Annotated in this window: 20 protein-coding genes and 1 riboswitch; of the genes, 5 read left to right on the forward strand and 15 right to left on the reverse strand. The window is 70.6% G+C overall.

Going from position 1 to position 21,169, the window contains the following annotated elements; all coding sequences use genetic code 11:
* Positions 1 to 130: 130 nt before the first annotated feature.
* The 4 genes from ACZ32T_RS01735 to ACZ32T_RS01750 all read right to left on the reverse strand — a co-directional run bounded on the left by ACZ32T_RS01735 (position 131) and on the right by ACZ32T_RS01750 (position 3,250).
* Positions 131 to 622 (reverse strand): DUF5304 domain-containing protein, encoded by a 492-nt coding sequence (locus tag ACZ32T_RS01735; protein ID WP_467364834.1) that lies wholly within the window; start codon positions 620 to 622, stop codon positions 131 to 133.
* A gap of 80 nt (positions 623 to 702) precedes the next feature.
* Entirely contained in the window at positions 703 to 1,866 is a 1,164-nt protein-coding gene (locus ACZ32T_RS01740) for an ArsA family ATPase (protein WP_467364836.1), read from the reverse strand.
* Between the two features lie 4 nt (positions 1,867 to 1,870).
* On the reverse strand, positions 1,871 to 2,320 hold the full coding sequence (locus tag ACZ32T_RS01745) for an SRPBCC family protein (RefSeq protein ID WP_124276889.1): 450 nt from the start codon (positions 2,318 to 2,320) through the stop codon (positions 1,871 to 1,873).
* 120 nt (positions 2,321 to 2,440) lie between these two features.
* Entirely contained in the window at positions 2,441 to 3,250 is an 810-nt protein-coding gene (locus tag ACZ32T_RS01750; RefSeq protein WP_467273492.1) for a metallophosphoesterase family protein, read from the reverse strand.
* A 280-nt stretch (positions 3,251 to 3,530) separates the two neighbouring features.
* Here ACZ32T_RS01750 and ACZ32T_RS01755 point away from each other — a divergent pair, with 280 nt between their 5' ends.
* Entirely contained in the window at positions 3,531 to 5,327 is a 1,797-nt protein-coding gene (locus ACZ32T_RS01755) for an AMP-dependent synthetase/ligase (protein WP_467273491.1), read from the forward strand.
* A gap of 66 nt (positions 5,328 to 5,393) precedes the next feature.
* On the opposite strand, the gene ACZ32T_RS01760 is transcribed toward ACZ32T_RS01755, so the two are convergent.
* Complete coding sequence (locus ACZ32T_RS01760; protein WP_467273490.1) at positions 5,394 to 6,536, reverse strand: glycosyltransferase family 4 protein; 1,143 nt, start codon at positions 6,534 to 6,536, stop codon at positions 5,394 to 5,396.
* 77 nt (positions 6,537 to 6,613) lie between these two features.
* Between ACZ32T_RS01760 and ACZ32T_RS01765 the strand changes: the two genes are divergently transcribed.
* On the forward strand, positions 6,614 to 7,870 hold the full coding sequence (locus ACZ32T_RS01765; protein WP_467364838.1) for a glycosyltransferase 87 family protein: 1,257 nt from the start codon (positions 6,614 to 6,616) through the stop codon (positions 7,868 to 7,870).
* Here the strand turns inward: ACZ32T_RS01765 and ACZ32T_RS01770 are convergent.
* The 4 genes from ACZ32T_RS01770 to ACZ32T_RS01785 form a co-directional block, all read right to left on the reverse strand.
* Complete coding sequence (locus tag ACZ32T_RS01770; protein WP_467273488.1) at positions 7,827 to 9,080, reverse strand: hypothetical protein; 1,254 nt, start codon at positions 9,078 to 9,080, stop codon at positions 7,827 to 7,829. The two genes, ACZ32T_RS01765 and ACZ32T_RS01770, sit on opposite strands and share 44 nt — an antisense overlap.
* A 135-nt stretch (positions 9,081 to 9,215) precedes the next feature.
* On the reverse strand, positions 9,216 to 10,241 hold the full coding sequence (locus ACZ32T_RS01775) for a C40 family peptidase (RefSeq protein ID WP_467364840.1): 1,026 nt from the start codon (positions 10,239 to 10,241) through the stop codon (positions 9,216 to 9,218).
* Positions 10,242 to 10,532: 291 nt separating this feature from the next.
* Entirely contained in the window at positions 10,533 to 11,894 is a 1,362-nt protein-coding gene (locus tag ACZ32T_RS01780) for an NYN domain-containing protein (protein WP_467273486.1), read from the reverse strand.
* Positions 11,895 to 11,929: 35 nt separating this feature from the next.
* Positions 11,930 to 12,172 (reverse strand): hypothetical protein, encoded by a 243-nt coding sequence (locus ACZ32T_RS01785; protein ID WP_014156692.1) that lies wholly within the window; start codon positions 12,170 to 12,172, stop codon positions 11,930 to 11,932.
* Positions 12,173 to 12,323: 151 nt separating this feature from the next.
* Between ACZ32T_RS01785 and ACZ32T_RS01790 the strand changes: the two genes are divergently transcribed.
* Positions 12,324 to 13,091, forward strand: a complete 768-nt coding sequence (locus ACZ32T_RS01790) for a rhomboid family intramembrane serine protease (RefSeq protein ID WP_467364842.1) — start codon at positions 12,324 to 12,326, stop codon at positions 13,089 to 13,091.
* On the forward strand, positions 13,088 to 13,369 hold the full coding sequence (locus ACZ32T_RS01795; RefSeq protein WP_104784870.1) for an Lrp/AsnC family transcriptional regulator: 282 nt from the start codon (positions 13,088 to 13,090) through the stop codon (positions 13,367 to 13,369). The genes ACZ32T_RS01790 and ACZ32T_RS01795 overlap by 4 nt, the downstream gene beginning before the upstream one ends.
* Before the next feature lie 73 nt (positions 13,370 to 13,442).
* Here ACZ32T_RS01795 and ACZ32T_RS01800 read toward each other — a convergent pair whose 3' ends face one another.
* From ACZ32T_RS01800 to ctaE, 6 genes are all read right to left on the reverse strand, one after another.
* Complete coding sequence (locus tag ACZ32T_RS01800) at positions 13,443 to 14,819, reverse strand: aminotransferase class V-fold PLP-dependent enzyme (RefSeq protein WP_467273484.1); 1,377 nt, start codon at positions 14,817 to 14,819, stop codon at positions 13,443 to 13,445.
* A gap of 175 nt (positions 14,820 to 14,994) precedes the next feature.
* Positions 14,995 to 15,112: riboswitch (SAM riboswitch) on the reverse strand.
* Positions 15,113 to 15,196: 84 nt separating this feature from the next.
* Positions 15,197 to 16,261: an anthranilate phosphoribosyltransferase gene (gene trpD, locus ACZ32T_RS01805; protein ID WP_467273483.1), complete on the reverse strand. Its 1,065-nt coding sequence runs from the start codon at positions 16,259 to 16,261 to the stop codon at positions 15,197 to 15,199.
* 125 nt (positions 16,262 to 16,386) lie between these two features.
* Positions 16,387 to 18,012 carry a cytochrome bc1 complex cytochrome b subunit gene (qcrB, locus tag ACZ32T_RS01810; protein ID WP_467273482.1) on the reverse strand — a complete coding sequence of 542 codons (1,626 nt, stop codon included), beginning with the start codon at positions 18,010 to 18,012 and terminating at the stop codon, positions 16,387 to 16,389.
* Complete coding sequence (gene qcrA, locus ACZ32T_RS01815) at positions 18,009 to 19,061, reverse strand: cytochrome bc1 complex Rieske iron-sulfur subunit (RefSeq protein ID WP_356707329.1); 1,053 nt, start codon at positions 19,059 to 19,061, stop codon at positions 18,009 to 18,011. Before qcrA ends, qcrB begins: the two co-directional genes overlap by 4 nt.
* The gene (gene qcrC, locus ACZ32T_RS01820) at positions 19,058 to 19,867 is read right to left on the reverse strand and encodes a cytochrome bc1 complex diheme cytochrome c subunit (RefSeq protein ID WP_467273481.1); all 810 of its coding nucleotides are present in this window, start codon (positions 19,865 to 19,867) and stop codon (positions 19,058 to 19,060) included. The genes qcrA and qcrC overlap by 4 nt, the downstream gene beginning before the upstream one ends.
* Before the next feature lie 55 nt (positions 19,868 to 19,922).
* A complete protein-coding gene (gene ctaE, locus ACZ32T_RS01825) occupies positions 19,923 to 20,543 on the reverse strand; it encodes an aa3-type cytochrome oxidase subunit III (protein ID WP_014045480.1) in 621 nt (206 codons plus the stop codon).
* Positions 20,544 to 20,730: 187 nt separating this feature from the next.
* Here ctaE and ACZ32T_RS01830 point away from each other — a divergent pair, with 187 nt between their 5' ends.
* Complete coding sequence (locus tag ACZ32T_RS01830; RefSeq protein WP_362930549.1) at positions 20,731 to 21,132, forward strand: DNA-binding transcriptional response regulator; 402 nt, start codon at positions 20,731 to 20,733, stop codon at positions 21,130 to 21,132.
* Positions 21,133 to 21,169 lie beyond the last annotated feature (37 nt).

The raw sequence follows: 21,169 nt of genomic DNA on the forward strand, positions 1-21,169 counted from the left end.
AATCCCTCAGTTTCGGTCGAGCCCCGCTACGGCCAACCGTACCCGAGCCGGGGACGGGTATTTCCTGTCCAGGGTCAGAAGCCGTCGTCTTGCTCCGGTCGGGATCAGGACGGGGTGAGACGACAGCTTCCTAGTCCAGGTCGATGTGTTCGCTGCCGCCGGTGCCCTCGTCACGCGGGTCCGAGGGGTCGTCGGCGGCCTTCTTCCCCGCGCCGGGGGCCGGTCCGGTGCGGCCCGAGGCGCCTCCGGCGCCTTCGGTGCCCCGGGTCCAGCGGCCCTCCTGGCCCTCGACGGCGGAGCGGTAGGCGGCGAGGAGTTCGTTCCCCGCGGCGGCGAGATGGTCGAAGAGGTCCGGATTGCGCTCGATGACGGGCTCGACCGCGGATTTGGCCTGCCGGATCACCTGCTGGACGGTCCCCTGGGCGGCCATGCCGAGCAGCGGCGACTGCAGCGAGGAGACCTTGTCGGCCACGGCGTCGATGAGTTTGCGCAGCTCGTCGGCGGCGGACCCCGGCTGCTGCCCGTACTGTGCGCGGCGGCGGGCCTTCTCCGCTTCCAGGTCCTCGGCGCAGGCCTCCGCCCACGCGTCGTCGTCGACGGGACGATCGGTGGCTTCACTCATGACGGGCTCCTGCGACGCGGTTGTCTGCGTGACCGTGCGGGCCACGTACTACCGACGTTACCCGAACGGTGGTACGCCGTTCATGGTGTCCGGGGCCAGAGCGCCGGGTCAGGCGTGAACCGGACATGCAGGACGCCGTCGGTGAGCGCGGCCCCGGAGACGGTGCAGCGGCGGAGCGCGGACTCCAGGCGGACGATCCGGTGGAACGGTCCGGCGGTGAGGAAGAGTTCGTCGCCGCGCCGGACGAGCTTCAGGTCCTCCTTGACCGCCCCCGGCAGCGGCAGGCACCACGCGATGACGCCGTCCCCGGCGTCCTCGGTCCACCAGGGCTCCCCGGCGTGTCCCGGCGCCCGGTCGTCCGGCGCACAGGTCTCGGCGAGCGGGGCCAGGTCCTCGGCGGTGCGGGGCTCGCGGCCGAGGTGGGCGGCCTCGCGTACGGGCACCCCGGGCGCCCACTCCTGGCGCCAGTGGTCCACGCACTTCTCCTGCCGGGCGGCCAGATCGGCGAACCAGGGGTCGCAGGAGTGACGGGGAAGGACCCGGGAGGCCACGACGGAGTCGACGCGCAGGCCGTGCAGGGCGAGCCCGGTACGGGCGGAGCGCAGCGCCTCACCTGCGGCCTGCCCGGGTTCGGCGACCAGGCGCACGGTGGTCGCGTTGTCCTCGATCAGGGCCTCTACCGCGGCCAGTTCGGCGTCCTTGCGGGCCGCGGCCTCGTACAGCCACTGGGCCGGCATCGGGACGCCGGCGAGCTGGGCGAGCACCGGGCGCAGGGCGCGGGCCGCCTGGCGTTCGGCGGGCAGGAGGCGGCGGAGATAGCGGCGCAGCTGTCCGGGCAGGGCGAGCAGGGCGAGGGCGTCGGGGAGCGGGGGGAGGTCGACGACGAGGACCTCGTGGCCGGCCGCCGGCCCGTCGCCCCCGGCCGCCCGGCGCAGGGTGTGCAGGAGGGCGAACGGTGCGCTGCCCGGCAGTTCGGTGAGTTCCTCGCCGTCGAGCCGGTTGGCGCCGAGCAGGTCGAGCACCCCGGACGCCCGGTCCTGGAGCTCCAGGAGCTCGTCGCGGAAGTGCGCGGCGGAGTCGATACGGGCGCAGGACAGGCCCTCGGTGCCCGCGGGCAGTGCCGGCACGGCGTCCGCGGAGATCAGGAGGGTGCGGCGGCCGGCGCGTGCCGAGGCGAGCGCGGTCGCCGCGGCGACGGTGGTACGGCCTGCGCCGCCGGGGCCGGTGACGAGGACCGTACGCACGTGATCAGGCCTTCGGGACGGACTCGACGCGCTTCTTCAGCCCGGCGAGTGCCCGGTCGATGATGACCTTCTCGGCCTTGCGCTTGATCATGCCGAGGAGGGGGATCTTGACGTCGACGGCGAGGCGGTAGGTGACCTCGGTGCGGTCTCCGTCGCCGAGCGGCGCCAGCGCGTAGCTGCCGTCGAGGGCGCGCAGCATCTGGGACTTGACCAGGGACCAGTCGACCTCGTACGGGCTGTTCCAGGTGTAGGCGAGGACGTGGTCGTCCTTGATCGCTCCGGCGTCCAGGACGAGGCGGACCTGTTCGGCGCGGCCCTGGTCGTCGGTGGCCAGGATCTCGGCCTCCTTCACCTCGCCGGTCCACTCCGGATAGCGGGCGAAGTCGGCGATCACTCCCATGACGTCGGCCGGTGCCGCCTCGATCGTGATGCTCGAGCTGGTGTGTTCAGCCATCGCCGTGGCCCTCCAGTGCGGTGTACCGGTCGCGTTCGGCAGAGGCCTGCCGTGTGCAGGCTATCGCGTGCCGGTGGCCCTCCCGCCCGCGCCCCGGCCCCCGGGCGACGGCCGTGTCGCTCACCACTCCAGGGCCCACGGGCGCCCGCTGGAGGCGAAGTGGCCGACGTTGACGCACTCGGTGACGCCGATCCGCATCCTGCGGACCAGCGGCTGGTGGACATGGCCGAAAAGCGCGTAGCGGGGGCGGGTCCGGTGGATGGCGTCCAGGAGCGCGCGGCTGCCCCGCTCGAAGCGCCGGGCCACGGTGTCGTACGTCAGCTCCGGCACGTCCGGCGGGATGTGGGAGCAGAGGACGTCCACCGGACCGAGCGCCTCGACCTTGGCGGCGTACTCCTCGTCGCTGATCTCGTACGGGGTGTTCATGGGGGTCCTGAGGCCTCCTCCTACGAACCCGAAGACGCGGCCTCCGATCTCGGCACGTTCGCCGTCCAGCACGGTCGTACCGGAATGGGCGTACTCGGGCCAGAGGGTCGGGACGTCGACGTTGCCGTACGTGGCGTAGGTAGGGGTGGGCATGACCGCGAACATCTCGGCGTACTGCTTGCGCACCGCGGACAGGATCGCCGCGTTACGGTCCCTGCCCGCCCAGAGCTCGCGGCCGAAGGCGCGCGCCTCGTCGAAGCGGCGTGCGGTGCGCAGCTCGACGATGCGGTCGGCGTTGGCGACGCCGAACAGGTCGGGGAAGATGCCGCGCGAGTGGTCCGCGTAGTCGAGGAAGAGGACCAGGTCACCCAGACAGATCAGGGCGTCCGCGCCGTCCCCGGCGCGTGCCAGCGCCTCCGCGTTCCCGTGCACGTCGCTGACGACGTGCACGCGTGTCCGCCGAGTGGGGATTATGTGCTGATTGTGCGGTGTGCCGACTCCCATGGAGATCACCCTAGGTGTCCGCCCGCTGCTCTGGGTAGATGCCGCCGGACCTGCGATTACTTCCGGATCGGGACACGGGTGGACTAATGTGCGCCGAAGGACCACGGATATGTGTGATGCATAAGACATCTGGCCGGAACCCCCTTTCCGGAACCGAGTACCGGTGGGTAACGTCCCGCCAGTCCAGTCGTGCTCACCCCACTGAGCATCTGCCAGTCTTGGACCGATCCGGTGCGTCGCACAGAGCCGTGGAACCGGAGCCCGATGAGGAGCAGCAGTCTTGCGCGAGTTCAGCCTTCCGGCCCTGTACGAGGTCCCTACGGACGGCAACCTGACGGATCTCATCCGCCGCAACGCCGCTCAGCATCCCGATGTGGCGGTGATGAGCCGGAAGGTGGCCGGTGTCTGGACGGACGTCACGGCGACCCGCTTCCTCGCTGAGGTCAGGGAGACCGCCAAGGGGCTGATCGCGGCGGGCATCCAGCCCGGCGACCGGGTCGCGCTCATGTCCCGCACCCGCTTCGAGTGGGTCCTGCTGGACTTCGCCATCTGGAGCGCGGGCGCCGTCACCGTGCCGGTGTACGAGACCAGCTCCCCCGAGCAGGTCCAGTGGATACTCGGCGACTCGGGCGCGGTCGCGGTCGTGGTGGAGAGCGGGACCCACGCGGAGTCCGTCACCTCGGTGCGGGACCGGCTCCCCGGTCTGCGGCACGTCTGGGAGATCGACCGGGGCGCCGTCGCCGAGCTCGTCGCGGGGGGTGCCGGGGTCTCCGACGAGACGCTGGACCTGCGCATGGTGAGCGCCAAGGCCGACGACCCCGCGACGATCGTCTACACCTCGGGCACCACCGGGCGCCCCAAGGGCTGTGTGCTGACGCACCGCAGCTTCTTCGCGGAGTGCGGCAACATCGTGGAGCGGCTCAAGCCGCTCTTCCGCACGGGCGAGTGCTCCGTCCTGCTCTTCCTTCCCACCGCGCACGTCTTCGGCCGGCTGGTCGAGATCGCGTCGGTGATGGCCCCGATCAAGCTCGGCTGCGTGCCGGACATCAAGAACCTGACGGACGAGCTGGCCTCGTTCAGGCCGACGCTGATCCTCGGCGTGCCCCGGGTGTTCGAGAAGGTCTACAACTCGGCGCGGGCCAAGGCCCAGGCCGACGGCAAGGGCAGGATCTTCGACCGGGCCGCCGACACCGCGATCGCGTACAGCCGCGCCCTGGGCACGCCCGAGGGCCCGTCGGTGGGCCTGAAGATCAAGCACAAGGTCTTCGACAAGCTGGTGTTCAGCAAGCTGCGGGCCGTGCTCGGCGGCCGTGGCGAGTACGCGATCTCCGGCGGCGCCCCGCTGGGCGAGCGGCTCGGCCACTTCTTCCGCGGCATCGGCTTCACGGTGCTGGAGGGCTACGGGCTCACCGAGAGCTGCGCGGCCACGGCCTTCAACCCGTGGGACCGGCAGAAGATCGGTACGGTCGGCCAGCCGCTGCCGGGCTCGGTCGTGCGGATCGCGGACGACGGCGAGGTGCTGCTGCACGGCGAGCACCTGTTCACCGGGTACTGGCAGAACGAGGCCGCGACGGCCGACGCGCTGGCCGACGGCTGGTTCCACACGGGTGACATCGGCACGCTCGACGAGGACGGCTATCTCGCGATCACGGGCCGCAAGAAGGAGATCATCGTGACGGCGGGCGGCAAGAACGTCGCTCCCGCGGTGATCGAGGACCGGATCCGCGCGCACGCCCTGGTGGCCGAGTGCATGGTGGTCGGCGACGGACGCCCGTTCGTCGGCGCGCTGCTCACCCTCGACGAGGAGTTCCTCTCCCGCTGGGCCGAGGAGAACGGCAAGCCGGCCGGGTCGACGGCGGTCTCGCTGCGCGAGGACCCCGATCTGCTGGCCGAGGTGCAGCGGGCCGTGGACGACGGCAACGCGGCGGTCTCCAAGGCGGAGTCCGTACGCAAGTTCCGCGTCCTGGCAGCCCAGTTCACCGAGGAGGCGGGTCACATCACGCCGTCGCTGAAGCTGAAGCGAAACGTCGTGGCGAAGGACTTCGCGGACGAGGTCGAGTCGATCTACCGGGGCTGAGCCGGGCAGACGGACAGGAAGGAGGGGCCCGCACCGGTCATGGTGCGGGCCCCTCCTCGTGCGCGTTCAGAGCAGCGTCCTCAGCTTCTCCGCGAGCAGGTCCCAGCGCCACTTCTCCTCGACCCACGCCCTGCCCCGCTCCCCCATGCGGCGGCGCAGTTCCGGGTCGCGGAGCAGGGCGACGATCCGGTCGGCGGACTCCTCGGCGGAGCCGCCCCGCACCACCCATCCGGTCTCGCCGTCGAGCACGGCGTCGGGGGCGCCCCCCGAGTCGCCCGCCACGACGGGCAGTCCGGTCGCGGACGCCTCCAGGTAGACGATGCCGAGGCCCTCGACGTCGAGCCCGCCGCGCCGGGTGCGGCAGGGCATGGCGAACACGTCGCCGGCGCCGTAGTGGGCGGGCAGCTCCTCCCAGGGCACCGGCCCGGTGAAGCGCACGGAGTCCTCGACGCCGGTCTCGGCCGCCAGCTTCTTCAGCTGCCCCGCGTACGGGCCGCCGCCCACGACGAGCAGGACCGCGTCCGGCACGCGCGCCAGGATCGCGGGCATGGCCAGGACGAGTGTGTCCTGGCCCTTGCGCGGCACCAGGCGCGAGACGCAGACGACGACGGGCCGGTCCGCGAGCCCGAGCCGGGCCCTGATCCGGTCGCCGCCGGAGGCCGGGTGGAAGGTCTTCTCGTCGACCCCGGGCGGCAACTGCACCATGCGGGCCGCGGCCTCGGGGGTGAGCGCGGCGGCGATCCTGGACCGGGTGTACTCACCGAGGTAGGTGAGGGTGTCGGTGCCCTCGCCGATGCGGCGCAGCAGCTGCCGGGACGCGGGCAGCTGCGCCCAGCCCGCCTCGTGGCCGTGCGTGGTGGCCACGATCCGGCGGGCTCCGGCCTCGCGCAGCGCGGGCGCCATCAGCCCGAGGGGTGCGGCCGCGCCGAACCACACGGAGGAGCAGCCGTGTTCACGCAGCAGCCGGACCGCCCGCCGGGTGACTGCCGGGGTGGGCAGCAGCATCGTCGTACGGTCGCGTACGACGGTGTACGGCTGCTCGGCGTCGAAGGCGGCGGTGGCCTCGGTGCCCTCCGCGGAGCGCTTCCAGGTGGAGGCGTAGACCACGATCCGGTCGGGGTCCATGCGCAGCGCCATGTTGTGGAGGAAGGCCTGGATGCCGCCGGGGCGGGGCGGGAAGTCGTTCGTCACGATCAGCGTCTTGTCCATCGCCGCCGACAGTACCGGGCGGCCCGACGGCCCTGCCTGACGGCTCCCGCACAGCCCGGGCCTGCATCATGGCGTGCATGACGGTCAGGAAGGACGCGAGTGGCCGGGCTCTGTCCCTCGCCGTATGGGGTCTCACCCGGGCGGTGCTGCTGCTCTGCGTCTTCAAGGTGTTCACGGTGCCGGGCCCCGACGTCACGAGCGACGTCTCGGTGATCTACCGGGGCTGGTACGAGGTGCTCCGCACCGGCACGTACCCGCTGGACGACGTCACGTGGCAGTATCCGCCCGCCGCCGCCCTCGCCGTGCTCTCCCCGGATCTGCTGCCCTTCCTGGAGTACGCCTCCGCCTTCTTCGTCCTCGTACTGTTGTGTGACGCCCTGGTGTTCGGCCTTCTGCTGTACGCGGGAAGCCGTCCGGGCATGCGCGACGCGGGGGCCTGGCTGTGGGTGGCGGGCGTGCCGCTGCTCGGGCCGACCGTGTACGCGCGCTACGACCTGATGGTGACGGCCGTCGCGGTGGCGGCCCTGCTGGCAGGTGTCCGTCACCCCCGGGTGCTGGGGGCGCTGGCCGCCTTCGGCACGCTCCTGAAGGTCTGGCCGGTACTGGTGCTGGTGGGTACCGCCCGGGGCAGGGCCACCCGGCGTTCCTGGTCGGCGGCGGCGGTGACGCTCGCTCTGCTCGCCCTGGTGGCGGCGGTGGCGGTGCCCGGCGCGTTCGCCTTCCTGACGTTCCAGCGGGACCGGGGGCTGGAGATCGAGTCGCTGGGGGCGCTGGTCTTCCATGTGGCCCGGCAGTTCGGCTGGGAGGGCCGGGTGGAGCTCCGCTACGGCTCGATGGAGTTCGCCGGCCCGCATGTGGCGCTGGTGAGCACCCTGGCCCTGGCACTGAGCGTGCTCGCCTTCGGCTGGCTGCTGGTGTGGCGTCTGCGGGCGCGTACGTTCGCGGTGCACACCCCGGCCGACGCCGCGTTCACCGCGGTGCTGCTGTTCACCGTGACCAGCCGTGTCATCAGTCCCCAGTACATGGTGTGGCCGCTCGGTGTGGCCGCCGTGTGCCTGGTCTTCCGGGGCAGCAGGATGGCGCTGCCCGCGTGTCTGGTCCTGGTGGCCACGGCCGTCACCCTGCTGGAGTTCCCGCTGGGCTTCGGGCATGTGGTGGCAAGTGACGCGGAGGGCCTGGAGCTCATGGCCGTACGCAACGGTCTGCTGCTCGCCGCGACGCTGAGCGCCGGGCGGCGGCTCTGGCGGGACACCGTGCCAGGGACGCGGCGGGGGCGGGCGGCGGAGCGGGTCAGCCCAGCCGGGCGCGAAGATACTCCCGCCAGCGCGCCGTGAAGTCCTGGGGCGTGGTGCCGAGCACCGTGTGCATGGCCTGCTCGACGGCGCCGTCCCGCTCGGAGCGGCTCCCCACGGCCTTGTAGAGGGCGATCAGCTCCTCCTCGCCCCACTCCCGCGCGATCAGCTCGCAGGCCAGCCAGGCGCCCTCGTAGGCCTGGGAGAGCTGCGCCGCGTCCTCGCCGAAGCCGAAGTCCTCGTCGGTCGGGAGCCGCGCGGGCAGGTCACCTCCCCGGACGGCCTGGGCGAGCTCCGGCGCGATCTCCGGAGCCGTGCGGCTCTCCCGGCGGTAGGCGGTCCAGTCGGCGAAGCCCTCGGAGAGCCAGACGGGCGTGGCGGCGGAGGTGTGCGCACGGGTCGCCACATGGGTGGTCTCGTGGGTGAGGACGACCCGCTGCCCGAAGTCCCCCAGCATTCCGTACGCCTGCGGGTTGACGATCACCCGGTCCGCGGGCTCCCGGCCGCTTCCGCCGACCTTGCCGGTCGTGACAGCCGCTATGCCCCGGTAGCTGGCCGCGGGTGAGTCCAGGAGCCCGGCCATGTCCTCCACGGACTCCGGGACGAGCACCACGACCCGCTCCGCCCAGGGCTCCGGCCAGGTGCCGGTGACGGCAGGGACGGCCCGGTCCGCGGTGGCCGCGATCCGGCGCAGCTCCGCGGTACGGCGGCCGACCCCGAGGACCAGGCTGTGCGTGCCCCGTACGACCTCGACGTCGCCCTGCTGCCAGAGCTGCGCCGGGGTGCCGTCGGCGGCCCGGTCGGCGGCGACGTACCAGCGGCCGTCCTCCCCCCGGCGGACCAGCTCCACCGTGCGGGAGGAGGACATGGGGGCCATGTCGTAGCCCTTGATCCGGTAGCGCAGCTCGACCTCGGCGCTCACCCGGCCCGCGCCCTCGTCGGTCACGTCCCTGACCTTGTACGCCCATGACTCGAGCGGTACGTCGGCGAGGTTGCCCAGTTCGGTGCGCTGCGCGGCCCGGAAGGATGCGGCGCGGGGGTCGAGCGCGGCCAGGTAGGCATCGGTGTCGTGCTCCATGACCGCCTCGGCCCTGCGGTCCAGGGCGGCGCCGACCTCCCGCGCGGTGATGCCGGTGGCGGGGTCCCGGGGGCCGGCGCAGGCGGGCGCGAGCAGCAGAGCGGCGAGCACGGCACCCGCCGTGCTCCGTCTGCGGGTGCGCTCCCGCCGCGCGTCCTGTGTCCGAACAGCCATCGGGCCGATCGTACGGTCATACGCGGGTGACCGAGGAGACGGGCGTCACGGAAGCAGCTCCGCCCCGCCGGTGACCTGTGGTCTCCGGCGGGGCGGGGTGTCGTCGAGGGGTGCCGCGATTCGCCCGTTCGGGCGTCAGACGCGCACGCCGAACTGGAAGGTGCCCATGTAGTCCATCGACTCGTAGCGGACCACGGCGCCGGGCTTCGGGGCGTGCAGGATCTGGTTGTTGCCCGCGTACAGGCCGACGTGCGAGGTGTTGTTGAAGAAGACCAGGTCGCCCGGCTTCAGGGCGCTGCGGCCTATCCGGACACCGTCGTTGATCTGGGTGTACGTGGTGCGGGTGATCTGGACGCCGGCCTGGGCGTAGGCCCACTGGGTCAGACCCGAGCAGTCGTAGGCGTTGGGGCCGGTGGCGCCGGAGACGTATGCCTTGCCCTGCTGCGTGGACGCGGCCTGGAGGGCGGCGGCGCCACGGGCGGAGGCGGGGACCTCGTTGCCGAGATCGACCCGGTCACCGGCGGCGCGGCTGGCCCGCTGATCGTCCGCGGCCATCTTGGCGCGCTCGGCGGCGGTGAGGGTGTTGAGCAGCTTCTGGGCGTCGGCCAGCTTGCCCTGGTACTTCTTCTTGTTCTCGTTGAGCGACTCGCGGACGTCGGCGAGGTCCGCGAGCTTGCCCTGCGCCTCCTCGCGCTGCTGCGCGAGGGTGCGCTGCTTCGCCTGGATCTTCTGCAGCGACTCGGCCTGCTTGGCCGTCAGCTGGTCGAGCGCGGAGGCCTGGTCGAGGAAGCTGTCCGGGTCCGAGGAGAGCAGCAGCTGGACCGACGGGTCGAGACCACCGGAGCGGTACTGCGCGGTGGCCAGCGAACCGAGCTCGCCGCGCAGGGTGTTGAGCTCGTCCTGGCCGCGGGCGACCTTGTCCTGGAGCGCGTCGGCCTGCTTCTTGAGCTTGTCCTGCTGCTCCTTGGCGCCGTTGGCCTTCTCGGTGGCGACCTCGGCCTCGTGGTAGAGCTTGTCGACCTTCGCCTTGACCTCGCTCTTGGTCGGCTTGGGGTCGGCGTGCGCGGCCTGGGAGGTCAGGGCCACGGCTGCGGCGGCGGTCGCGGTGAGCACGGTCACGCGGGTGCGGCTCGGCTGCTTGGGACGACGGTGGGACGCCACGAAGGCGAGCTCCTTCTTCCTCGAGCCGCCTACCGGGCTGTGGGGGAAAGAATCCCCGGCTCCGTGCACGTCACGGACTCGGCGGTTCCTTCGCCGTCACCCCGGGTGGGCAATCAACCGTGCGAAGGTTCGAGGCCTGACCCTAGTGACCATCTTGTGATCAGTTCAAATCCTCACGAGCAAAATCTCGTCACACCAGGCACTTCTTTACTTTCATCACACTGCGTGTAGCGGTGACTTGACGGTACGTTCCAGAAATTCCGACAAGTCACCCATGCCTCACATGGCACATCAGACGCGCGAAAGGCGCTTCAGGAGCAAGGCGGACGCGACCGGCCGCGCACCGGCCTTCGCCACCCCGTCGGCGACTTCGCGGTCGGTGGAGACCACGACGACGGGCCTGCCCGGCGGTTCGGCGCGCGCCAGTTGCCGGATCAGCTCGTCCGCGGTCACTCCCGCCTTGCTGAAGAGGACGCGGACCCCGCGGGGCGGTGCGAGCAGGACCGGGGCGGCCAGTTCGGCGCCGTCGAAGACACAGGTCATCTCGGCCCCGGTCTGCGCCGCGAGGACCGAGAGACCGCCCAGGAGGCGCAACCGCTGCTTCTCCAGCGGCATCTGCGGATAGCCGGTCTTGGTGACGTTGTAGCCGTCGACGATGAGGTGCGCCTGCGGCAGGGCGAGCAACTGGTCGAGCAGCGCCGGATCGGTCTCCGAAAGGGCCCTGGCGGCGATGTCCTTCGGTGACATCCGGCCGGGCTCCACGGCCTCGACACCGTCCGCGGGGCGCAGCGAGGAGGGGGGCAGGGCCAGTTCGCGGCGGAGACCCTGTGCCGCGTCGAGCACGGTGTCCAGGAGCAGCCGCAGCCGCATGTCCTCGACCGAGCGCCCCTCCCTGGCCGCCCGGCGGCCCGCCTCGACCGAGGCCTCCGCCTCGGCCAGCCGCGCCTTGAGCCGCCGGGACTCGCTCTCGGCCGCGGAGACCTGGGCAGCGGCCTCGGCCCGCACGGCGTCGGTCTCGGCGCCGGCCTTGCGCAGAGCGGCCTCCTTGCGCTTCACCTCGCTGAGGGCGCTGCGCAGTTTGCGGTGCAGGGAGTCGCTCTCCTTGCGGGAGGCGTCCAGCTCCGAGCGCAGCCGCTCGGTGTCGGCCCTGGTCTGGCCGCGGGCGTGGTCGAGTTCCTCACGCAGCCGCTCCAGCTCGCGTCTGGCCTCCTCGTCCGCACGCTCGGCGTGGGCCCGCTGGACCTCCTCGCCGGCCGCGGCCACCAGCTTGACCCAGCCGGCCGGCCGCAGCACATAGGCGGCCGCCGCCACATCGACGGGGTCGGCGGCGGCGGGCGGGGCACCGGAGGTGAGGGCGTCGGCCAGTTCCGGCTGGGACTGGCCGATCCGCTCACCGATGCGCCGGCGGAACACCGGATCGCTCTCCAGGGCCGCGGCCATCGCGTTACCGGCGAACTTGGCCCGTCTGCTCGGGGTGAAACGAGCGTACTGACGGAGCTGGGCGGGGAGTTCGCCGACGGTCAGACCGCCGAACGCGTCCGAGACCAGCGCCACCACCTTGCGGCGTACGCCCTCGGGCAGCGGACGGTCGAGCGACTCCGCGGTGCCGTCGGCCGCGTCGGCCGGTCCGGCGCCGCCTGTCGGCTGCTCCACCATCCATCACCCCAATGTCTGTCCGCACGGCCCCGTCAGGAGTCGGCACCGGGCCTGTCGACCAGTTCGATCTGGTCCACGGCGTTGCACCAACGACAGCGCACCGACTCGATGGTCTCACTGACCACCTCGCGCTCCTCGACACTCGACTCCCCGGCCAGGTCGAGGTGCACGTACTCCACGACCTTGGAGGAGCGCGTCACATCGAAACGGGTCAGGTTGCCGCAGAGCGTGCAGCGCCAGCGGGTCCCGTCCGTCGGCTGGGGAACCGTCGTCATCGTTGCGTCCTCTTTCGTCGTTCGTCGAGTCTCGTGCGTGCCCAGGCTTCGATCTCGCGGTGCGCCGTCGAACTGCGGATGTCCTGCCGCAACCCTACGGCCTTGCGCATACCTATCGACACGGCGAGGCGGTCTGTGCCGTTCTCGCCCGGTGCGTCATGCTCTGTACGTGACCATTCGGCGGGAAGTCCACTGGCGGAGGCGTGCCGGAGAGCTCCGGGCCGCCGCCGCGGCGGACGGCGCCCCGGTCACGTACGGACTGATCGCGCTCTGCTGCGCGGTGTTCCTGATCAGTCCGCTCTCCGGGTTCAACCCCGTCCACGGCAGCGCCGACGCGCTGCTGGCCGCTCAGGCCGGGTACTTCGAGCGCTGGGGTGTGATCCCCGCCGAGCTCATGGAAGGCTCGGCCCACGCCGCCCTCACCCCGCTCACCGCACTCTTCGTCCACGGCAGCTGGCTGCATCTGCTGGGCAACATGCTCTTCCTCTACGTGTTCGGCGCGATGGCCGAGGAACGCATGGGCCGCACCGAGTTCACCGTCTTCTACCTCGCCTGCGGCTATTTCGCCCTGGTGGCCTACGCGGTGGTGCACGCGGACTCCGACCAGACGCTGGTCGGCGCGTCGGGGGCGATCTCCGCGGTGCTCGGCGCGTTCCTCTTCCTCTTCCCCAAGGCCCGCGTCACCAGCCTCTTCCCCTTCCTCTTCTTCCTGCCGCTGCGCTTCCCCGCCTGGATCGTCCTCGTGTTCTGGTTCGCCCTGCAGTGGCTGGCGGCGCAGAGCGCGGGGAGCGGCCCGGGCGTGGCGTACCTCGCGCACGTGGCGGGTTTCGCCGCCGGGTTCCTCTACGCCTGGGTGCGGTTCCGGGGGACTAGAGTGAAGTCTCCAGCCACGGCCACTGAGGGAGAAAGCCAGCCGTGATCACCGCGATCGTGCTCATCAAGACCAGCGTGGACCGGATTCCCGAGATCGCCGAGGCCATCGCCGCGCTGGACAGTGTCAGCGAGGTCTTCTCGGTCACCGGTACGTACGACCTGATCGCCATGGTCCGGGTCGCCCGGCACGACGATCTGGCCGACGTCATCCCGGGCCGGATCAGCAAGATCCAGGGCGTCGAGGGCACCGACACCCATGTGGCCTTCCGCACCTACTCGCAGCACGACCTCGAGGCGGCCTTCGCCATCGGGCTCGACGCCTGAGACCGCGTACGGCTCCGGCCGGGGACGGGAGGCGTGTCGCCCCGTCCCCGGCCGGAGCCGTGTCCGGACCCGCTCAGACCTGCGAGACACCCCGGTCGGGGACGCAGCGGCCCTCCTCGGTGCGGTAGGTCCAGCGGGCACCCTCGCCGACCAGCTCGCGGACGGCGCCCAGGAATCGCTCGATGTGCTCGTCCGGCGTGCCGGCGCCGAAGCTCACCCGGATGGCGTTGAGCGACTTCTCCCCGGGCGCGGCCTCCGGCGCGCCGCACTCGCCCGGCTCCTGCGGCTCGCTGCCCAGCAGGGTCCGCACCAGCGGGTGCGCGCAGAACAGTCCGTCGCGCACCCCGATGCCGTACTCGGCGGAGAGCGCCGCGGCGAAGTGCGAGCTGTTCCATCCCTCGACCACGAAGGAGATGACGCCGACCCTCGGGGCGTCGTCACCGAAGAGCGAGAGCACCTTGACCTCGGGGACGCCGGCGAGCCCCTCACGGACCCGTGTCACCAGCTGCTGCTCCCGGGCGACCAGCCGGTCGAACCCGGCCTCGGTCAGGGCCTTGCAGGCCGCGGCGATGGAGTAGACGCCGATGACGTTGGGCGATCCCGCCTCGTGCCGGGCCGCGGTGGTGTGCCACTCGACGTCCACGCCGCCGTCGGCACGCCTGGCGACCTTGCGGGAGGCGCCGCCGCCCGCGAGGTACGGCTCCGCGTCCACCAGCCAGTCGGCACGGCCCGCGAGGACGCCCGAGCCGAAGGGCGCGTAGAGCTTGTGCCCGGAGAAGGCGACCCAGTCGACGTCCAGCCCGGCGATGTCCACCGGGTGGTGGGGCGCCAGCTGCGCCGCGTCGAGCACGATGCGCGCGCCGTGGGCGTGGGCGGCGGCGGCCAGTTCCCTCACCGGCCACAGCTCACCGGTGACGTTGGACGCGCCGGTCACGCAGACCAAGGCGGGGCCGTGGGGCTTGCGGGCGGCCAGCGCCCGTTCCAGCGTGGCGACCGCCTGGGCCGGGGTGCGCGGGGCGTCGAGGCAGGTCACCCGGGCGTCACGCCAGGGCAGCAGCGAGGCGTGGTGCTCGGTCTCGAACACGAACACCTCGCAGTCGGCGGGCAGCGCGGCGGCGAGGAGGTTGAGGGAGTCGGTCGTCGAGCGGGTGAAGACCACCTGGTCCTCCGCACGGCAGCCGAGGAACTCCGCGACGGTCTCGCGGCTGTTCTCGAACAGGTCGGTGGAGAGCTGTGAGAGGTAGCCGGCGCCGCGGTGCACACTGCCGTAGTACGGGGCGTAGGCGGCCACGTCGTCCCAGACGCGCTGGAGCGCCGGGGCGCTGGCCGCGTAGTCGAGAGCGGCGTAGGTGACCTCTCCGCCGGTGACGAGCGGAACGGTGACATCGGCACCCAGAACCGGCAGCGGGGCACAAAGGGACTGGTCGACGGCAGCGGTGGAGACAGACATGGCGAACTCCCGTAAGAGGCAGGCGAAATCCTCGCGCCGGCGGCAGTGCGCGGCAGCGCGGGAACGTAAGGAAAAAGGCGTGCGGAGGAGGGCGTGGCGCCCTATCGCATTCGCTTGCTCACAGAAGGCTCCCTGGGACCAGGACCCCAAGGGGTGGCATCGAACGATGCCGAGGGGCCCGCGCTTGCCACAGACCTCGCTGCCTGCGGCCTGGTCTTCACCCGGGGCACCCCGCCACGGACGGAGGGTTGCCGGACAGCGGGCCGGGGCCGTAGTCGCTGTCACTCATGACCTGCGCAGCATCTTGCCATACCCACGGCGACGCGCAAGGGCGCGGTCCGCGATCCGGACCGCGCCCCCGCTCACACCGTGCGCGCTCAGGCGTTGCTGGCCGTCACCCAGCGCTCCAGCGCGCTCCTGGCCGCCCCCGAGTCGACCGACTGCGCGGCGCGCGCGATCCCGGCCGAGAGCTGCTCGTCCAGAGAGCCCTCGCCCGGCTCCAGCGCGACCAGCGCGGCAGCCGAGTTCAGCAGCACCGCGTCGCGCACGGGGCCGGTCTCCCCGTCGAGCAGCCGGCGGGCCACATCCGCGTTGTACGAGGAGTCAGCGCCCCGCAGCGCCTCGACGGGGACCAGGTCGAGGCCGACGTCGCGCGGGTCGAAGGCCTGCTCGCGCACGGTGCCGTCGCGGACGATCCAGACCCGTGAGGTAGCGGTGGTGGTCAGCTCGTCGAGACCGTCGTCGCCCCGGAAGACGAGCGCCGAATTCCCCCGGTCCGCCAGCACGCCCGCGACGATGGGCGCCATCTTCGGGTCGGCGACCCCGATGGCCTGGGAACGCACCCGGGCCGGGTTGGTGAGCGGGCCCAGGATGTTGAAGGTGGTCTGTGTGCCCAGTTCCTTGCGCGCCCTGGCCGCGTACCGCAGGGCGGGGTGGAACTTCACGGCGAAGCAGAAGGTGATGCCCGCCTCCTCGGCCACCGCGACGACGCGCTGCGGCGTCAGTTCGAGGTTGACGCCGAGCTTCTCCAGTACGTCGGAGGCACCGCTCGCCGAGGAGGAGGCACGGTTGCCGTGCTTGACGACCTTCGCGCCGGTCCCCGCGACGACGATCGCCGACATGGTGGAGATGTTGACCGTCTTGGCCATGTCGCCGCCGGTTCCCACGATGTCGACCGTACGACCGGGCACCTCGATGGTGTGGGCGTGCTCGTACATGGCGCGGACGAGTCCGGTGACCTCGTCGACGGTCTCTCCCTTGGCCCGCAGCGCGACGGCGAAGCCGGCGATCTGCACGTCCGTGGCCTCGCCGCTCATGATGCGGTCCATGGCCCACGCGGTGTCGTCCGCGCCCAGGTGCTCACCGCGCAGCAGAGGCGTCAGCACGCCGGGCCAGGTGCGTGCCGCCACGCTGTCGCCGCCGTCCGGGGTCACCACGTTCATGGTCCGCTCCTGGGGGTCCACAGCCGATACAAGGGATACCTCCCACCCTATCCAGGCCCGGGGACAGCGAAGAGCCCCGTCCATCGGATGGACGGGGCTCCCGCTGTGGCGGTCAGCTGAGGTGATCAGTGGTGGCCGTGGCCGCTGGTGATCTCCTTGTACTCCTCGGCGGTGGGCTTGGCGATCTGGTTGTCCTCGCCGTAGTAGCTCTTGCTGAGCCTGACCCGCAGCCTCTGCACTGCCGACGGCTTGCGCTCGACGCCGTTCTTGTCGACCCGCGGGCCGAGCTCGAGCGGCTTGTACTGCTCGTGCGCCGTGAGCGTGTGCAGCTGCTCCTGGCTGAGCGGCTCGTGGATCTCCACGAACTCACCGTGCGGCAGGCGCTTGATGGTGCCGGACTCGCGCCCGTGCAGCACCTTCTCCTTGTCGCGGCGCTGGAGACCGAGGCAGATCCGCCGGGTGACGACGAACGCCAGGACAGGTCCGACGAAGAAGGCGATCCGTACGAACCAGCTGATCGCGTTGAGCGACATGTGGAAGTGGGTCGCCCAGATGTCGTTACCGCCGCCGATCAGCATGACGAAGTAGATCGTCACCCAGGCGACGCCCAGCCCGGTGCGGGTCGGTGCGTTGCGCGGCTTGTCCAGGATGTGGTGCTCGCGCTTGTCCCCGGTGATCCAGGACTCGATGAACGGGTACAGGGCGAGTGCCCCGAGTACGACACCGAAGAGGACCAGCGGGATGAGGACGCCCAGGACCAGCGTGTGGCCCCAGAGGTTGATCTCCCAGCCAGGCATCACACGGACGAAGCCTTCCGCGAAGCCCATGTACCAGTCCGGCTGGGCGCCCGTGGACACCTGGTCGGGACGGTAGGGGCCGAGCGCCCAGATCGGGTTGATCGTGGCGATCGCCGAGAGGATCGCGATGAAGCCGAAGACCAGGAAGAAGAAGCCCCCGGCCTTGGCCATGTACACCGGCAGCAGCGGCATGCCGACGACGTTCTTGTTCGTCTTGCCCGGTCCGGCGAACTGCGTGTGCTTGTGGAAGAAGACCAGGATGAGGTGGCCGACCACGAGCCCGAGCATGATGCCCGGCAGCAGCAGGATGTGGATCGAGTAGAACCTCGAGATGATGTCCGTGCCGGGGAACTCCCCGCCGAACAGGAACATCGAGATGTACGTGCCGACGATCGGCATCGACAGGATGGCGCCCTGCGTGAAGCGCACACCCGTGCCGGAGAGCAGGTCGTCCGGGAGCGAGTAGCCGGTGAACCCGGTGAACATGCCGAGGACGAACAGCAGGAAGCCGAACAGCCAGTTGATCTCACGCGGCTTGCGGTACGCCCCGGTGAAGAACACCCGGAACATGTGCACGAACATGCCGGCGAGGAAGATGATCGCGGCCCAGTGGTGGATCTGGCGGACCAGCAGACCACCGCGGACGTCGAAGCTGATGTCCAGCGTCGACGCGTAGGCCGCGGACATCCGGATGCCCTGCATCGGCTCGTACGAGCCGTGGTAGACGACCTCGTTCATGCTCGGGTTGAAGAACAGCGTCAGGTACACACCCGTGAGGATGATGATGATGAAGCTGTAGAGGCAGATCTCACCCAGCATGAAGGACCAGTGGTCCGGGAAGATCTTGCGCATGTTGGCCTTGGCCAGGCTGTAGATGCCGAGCCGGCCGTCCGCCCAGTCGGCCACCCGCTCGCCGGCGGGCGCCTTGCGCTGTGTGTCTGTCGCAGTACTCATCCGCGCTCCCAGAAGGCAGGACCGACGGGCTCTTCGAAGTCACCGAGCGCCTCGAGGTTGCCCTCGCTGTTCACGCCGATCCGAAGCTGCGGAAGGGGGTGACCGGCCGGACCGAAGATGACGCGGGCGCCGTCGGAGAGGTCGAAGGTGGACTGGTGGCACGGGCAGAGCACGTGGTGGGTCTGCTGCTCGTACAGGCTGATGGGGCAGCCGACGTGGGTGCAGATCTTGGAGAAGGCCACGATTCCCTCGTGGGCCCACTCGCGCTCGCGCTTGTCCTTGATGTTGTCCGGCTCGATACGGATGATCATCAGGGCGGCCTTGGCGATCTGCGACTGGAAGTCGTGCGCGTCCTCCTCCAGCCCCTCGGGCATGGCGAAGGTCAGCGAACCGACCACGACGTCCTCGGGACGCAGCGGCTCCATGGTGTTCATGTTGACGAGCTGCTTGCCCTTGGCCCACAGCGTCTTGCGGAGCTTCTTCTCCGGCAGCGGACCGAGGTCGCGCAGCAGCACCACACCGGAGAGCGGCACCAGGGCCAGCGCGCCGAACATGGTGTTGCGGATCAGCTTCCGCCGCCCGATCGCGGACTCCTTGGCGCCGGCCGCGAAGTCGGCCATGACCTTCGCCTTGACCTCCGGCTCCGCCGCGATGGCGTGCCGGTCGTCGGCCACCTCCACGTCGGACATCAGGGTGCGCGCCCAGTGGACGGCCCCCGCGCCGATGAGGAAGAGCGCCAGACCAAGGGTCATGCCCAGGGAGAAGTTGAGCGCGCTCACATGGCCCAGCGGCCAGATGTAGACGATCTTGTCGACCGGGAAGATGACGTACGAGGCGATGAAGCCGACCGTCGCCAGCATGGACAGCGTGAACATGAAGGCGACGGCCCGCTCGGAGCGGTTCGCGGCCCGTTCGTCGATGTCCTGGATGCGCGGCTTGTGGGCCGGCAGCCCCGGGTCGGCGAACGGGTCGCCCGCACCCTCTACCGCGCCGTGCGCGGTGCCCTGCTCAACCGGCAGGTTCTCTTCTGGAATCTGTTGGCTACTCATGACTTCTTGGCCTTAGCGGTGTGGGCCGCGACCCATACGGCGACGGCGATCAGGCCGCCCAGGCCGAAGATCCAGCCGAAGAGACCTTCGCTGACGGGCCCGAGGCCGCCGAGCGAGAGCCCGCCGGGGGACTCGGACTCATTGCCGTTGACGGTCTGGACGTACGCGATGATGTCTTTCTTCTGCTGCTCCGGCATGGTGCTGTCCGGGAAGGACGGCATGCTCTGCGGGCCGGTCTGCATGGCCTCGTAGATGTGCTTCGGGCTCACGCCTTCCAGGTCCGGGGCGAACTTGCCTTCCGTCAGCGCGCCACCCTTGCCCGTGAAGTTGTGGCACTGCGCGCAGTTGTTGCGGAACAGGTCGCCGCCCTTGGCCACGTCCGCGCCCGAGGGGTCGACCTGGCTCTTGGTGGGCGTGATCGGGCCGGCGCCCAGGGACGCGACGTACGCCGCGAGCTGGTCGATCTCGGCCTGGTTGTAGATGACCGGCTTCTTCGGGACCTGGGCGCCCGGCTGCTGGGCCGGCATACGTCCGGTACCGACCTGGAAGTCGACGGCGGCGGAGCCGACGCCCACGAGGGACGGCCCGTCGGTGGTGCCCTGACCGCCGGATCCGTGGCAGCTTGCGCAGCCCACGGAGTAGAGCTTCTTGCCCTCGTCGATGGCGAGGGACTGGGCGGTTTCGTCGGCCTGCGCCTTACCCGCAGGCGCGAACGCGGCGTACAGCCCCCCGGTAGCCGCCAGCGCGAGGAGTAGTACGACGACCGCCGCCAGCGGATGGCGTCGTCGTGCGGAGAGCTTTTTCACGGATTACCCCGGTGTCAGGATCTTCTGCGTCGATGATGGGTGGGTGCGAGCCCGGTTACTTGATCATGTAGATCGTGGCGAACAGGCCGATCCAGACGACATCGACGAAGTGCCAGTAGTAGGACACGACGATGGCGGCGGTGGCCTGTTCATGGGTGAATCTCGAGGCCGCGTATGTCCTGCCCAGGACGAGCAGGAAGGCGATGAGACCGCCTGTCACATGCAGACCGTGGAAGCCGGTCGTCAGGTAGAACACCGAACCGTACGGGTCGGAGGACAGGGAGAGACCCGCCTCCTTGACCAGCTCGGTGTACTCGAGGACCTGGCCTCCGATGAAGATCGCACCCATCACGAACGTGATGATGAACCAGGTGCGGAGCTTCTTCACATCGCCCCGCTCCGCGGCGAAAACGCCGAGCTGGCAGGTGAGAGAGGAAAGCACCAGGATCGTGGTGTTCGTCGCCGAGAACGGGAAGTTCAGATGGTGAGCCATCTCCTTCCAGTGATCGGGTCCCATCACCGATCGCAGGGTGAAGTACATCGCGAAGAGGGCCGCGAAGAACATCAGCTCGGAACTCAACCAGATGATGGTTCCGACGCTGGTGAGGTTCGGCCGATTGACCGACGGGTGCGCGTGCCCGGTTTCTACTGTCGTTGCTGTCGCCACGACCGACATTATGTCGGTCGCTTATCCCGCCCTCACTCCGGGGGGTGCCGTTCGGTGTGTCAGAGGCGTGTGTCCTCACCGAACGGCCCATCGAATCGTCGTCCTTACCGGTGCTGACAGGCAGTCCGCCGGAGTACGATCCGCCCATCGGTTCATGCCCACAGAGCCCCGAAGACACAGACGTCACGGAGGAACAATGCAGCCGACCGCCACGGTCCTGGTCTACAGCGACGACGCCAACACCCGTGAGCAGGTGAGGCTGGCAGCCGGGCGCAGGCCCGCGGCGGACGTGCCGCCGGTGGAGTTCCTGGAGTGCGCCACCCTGCCCGCCGTCCTGAGCGCGCTGGACCGGGGCGGTGTCGACGTCTGCGTGCTGGACGGCGAGACGGCCCCGGCGGGCGGGATGGGCGTCTGCCGACAGATCAAGGACGAGATCTTCGACTGCCCGCCCGTCCTGCTGCTGATCGGACGCCCGCAGGACGCCTGGCTGGCCACGTGGAGCCGTGCGGACGCCGCTGTGACGCATCCGGTGGACCCGGTCGACTTCGCGGACGCCCTGGCCTCCCTGCTGCGCCACAGGCTGTCCGTGGGCGCCTGAGGCGCGGCGGCCGCGAAGCCCTCGGCGGTGTCCTTCC

This window comes from Streptomyces sp. NPDC023573, from assembly GCF_055559735.1.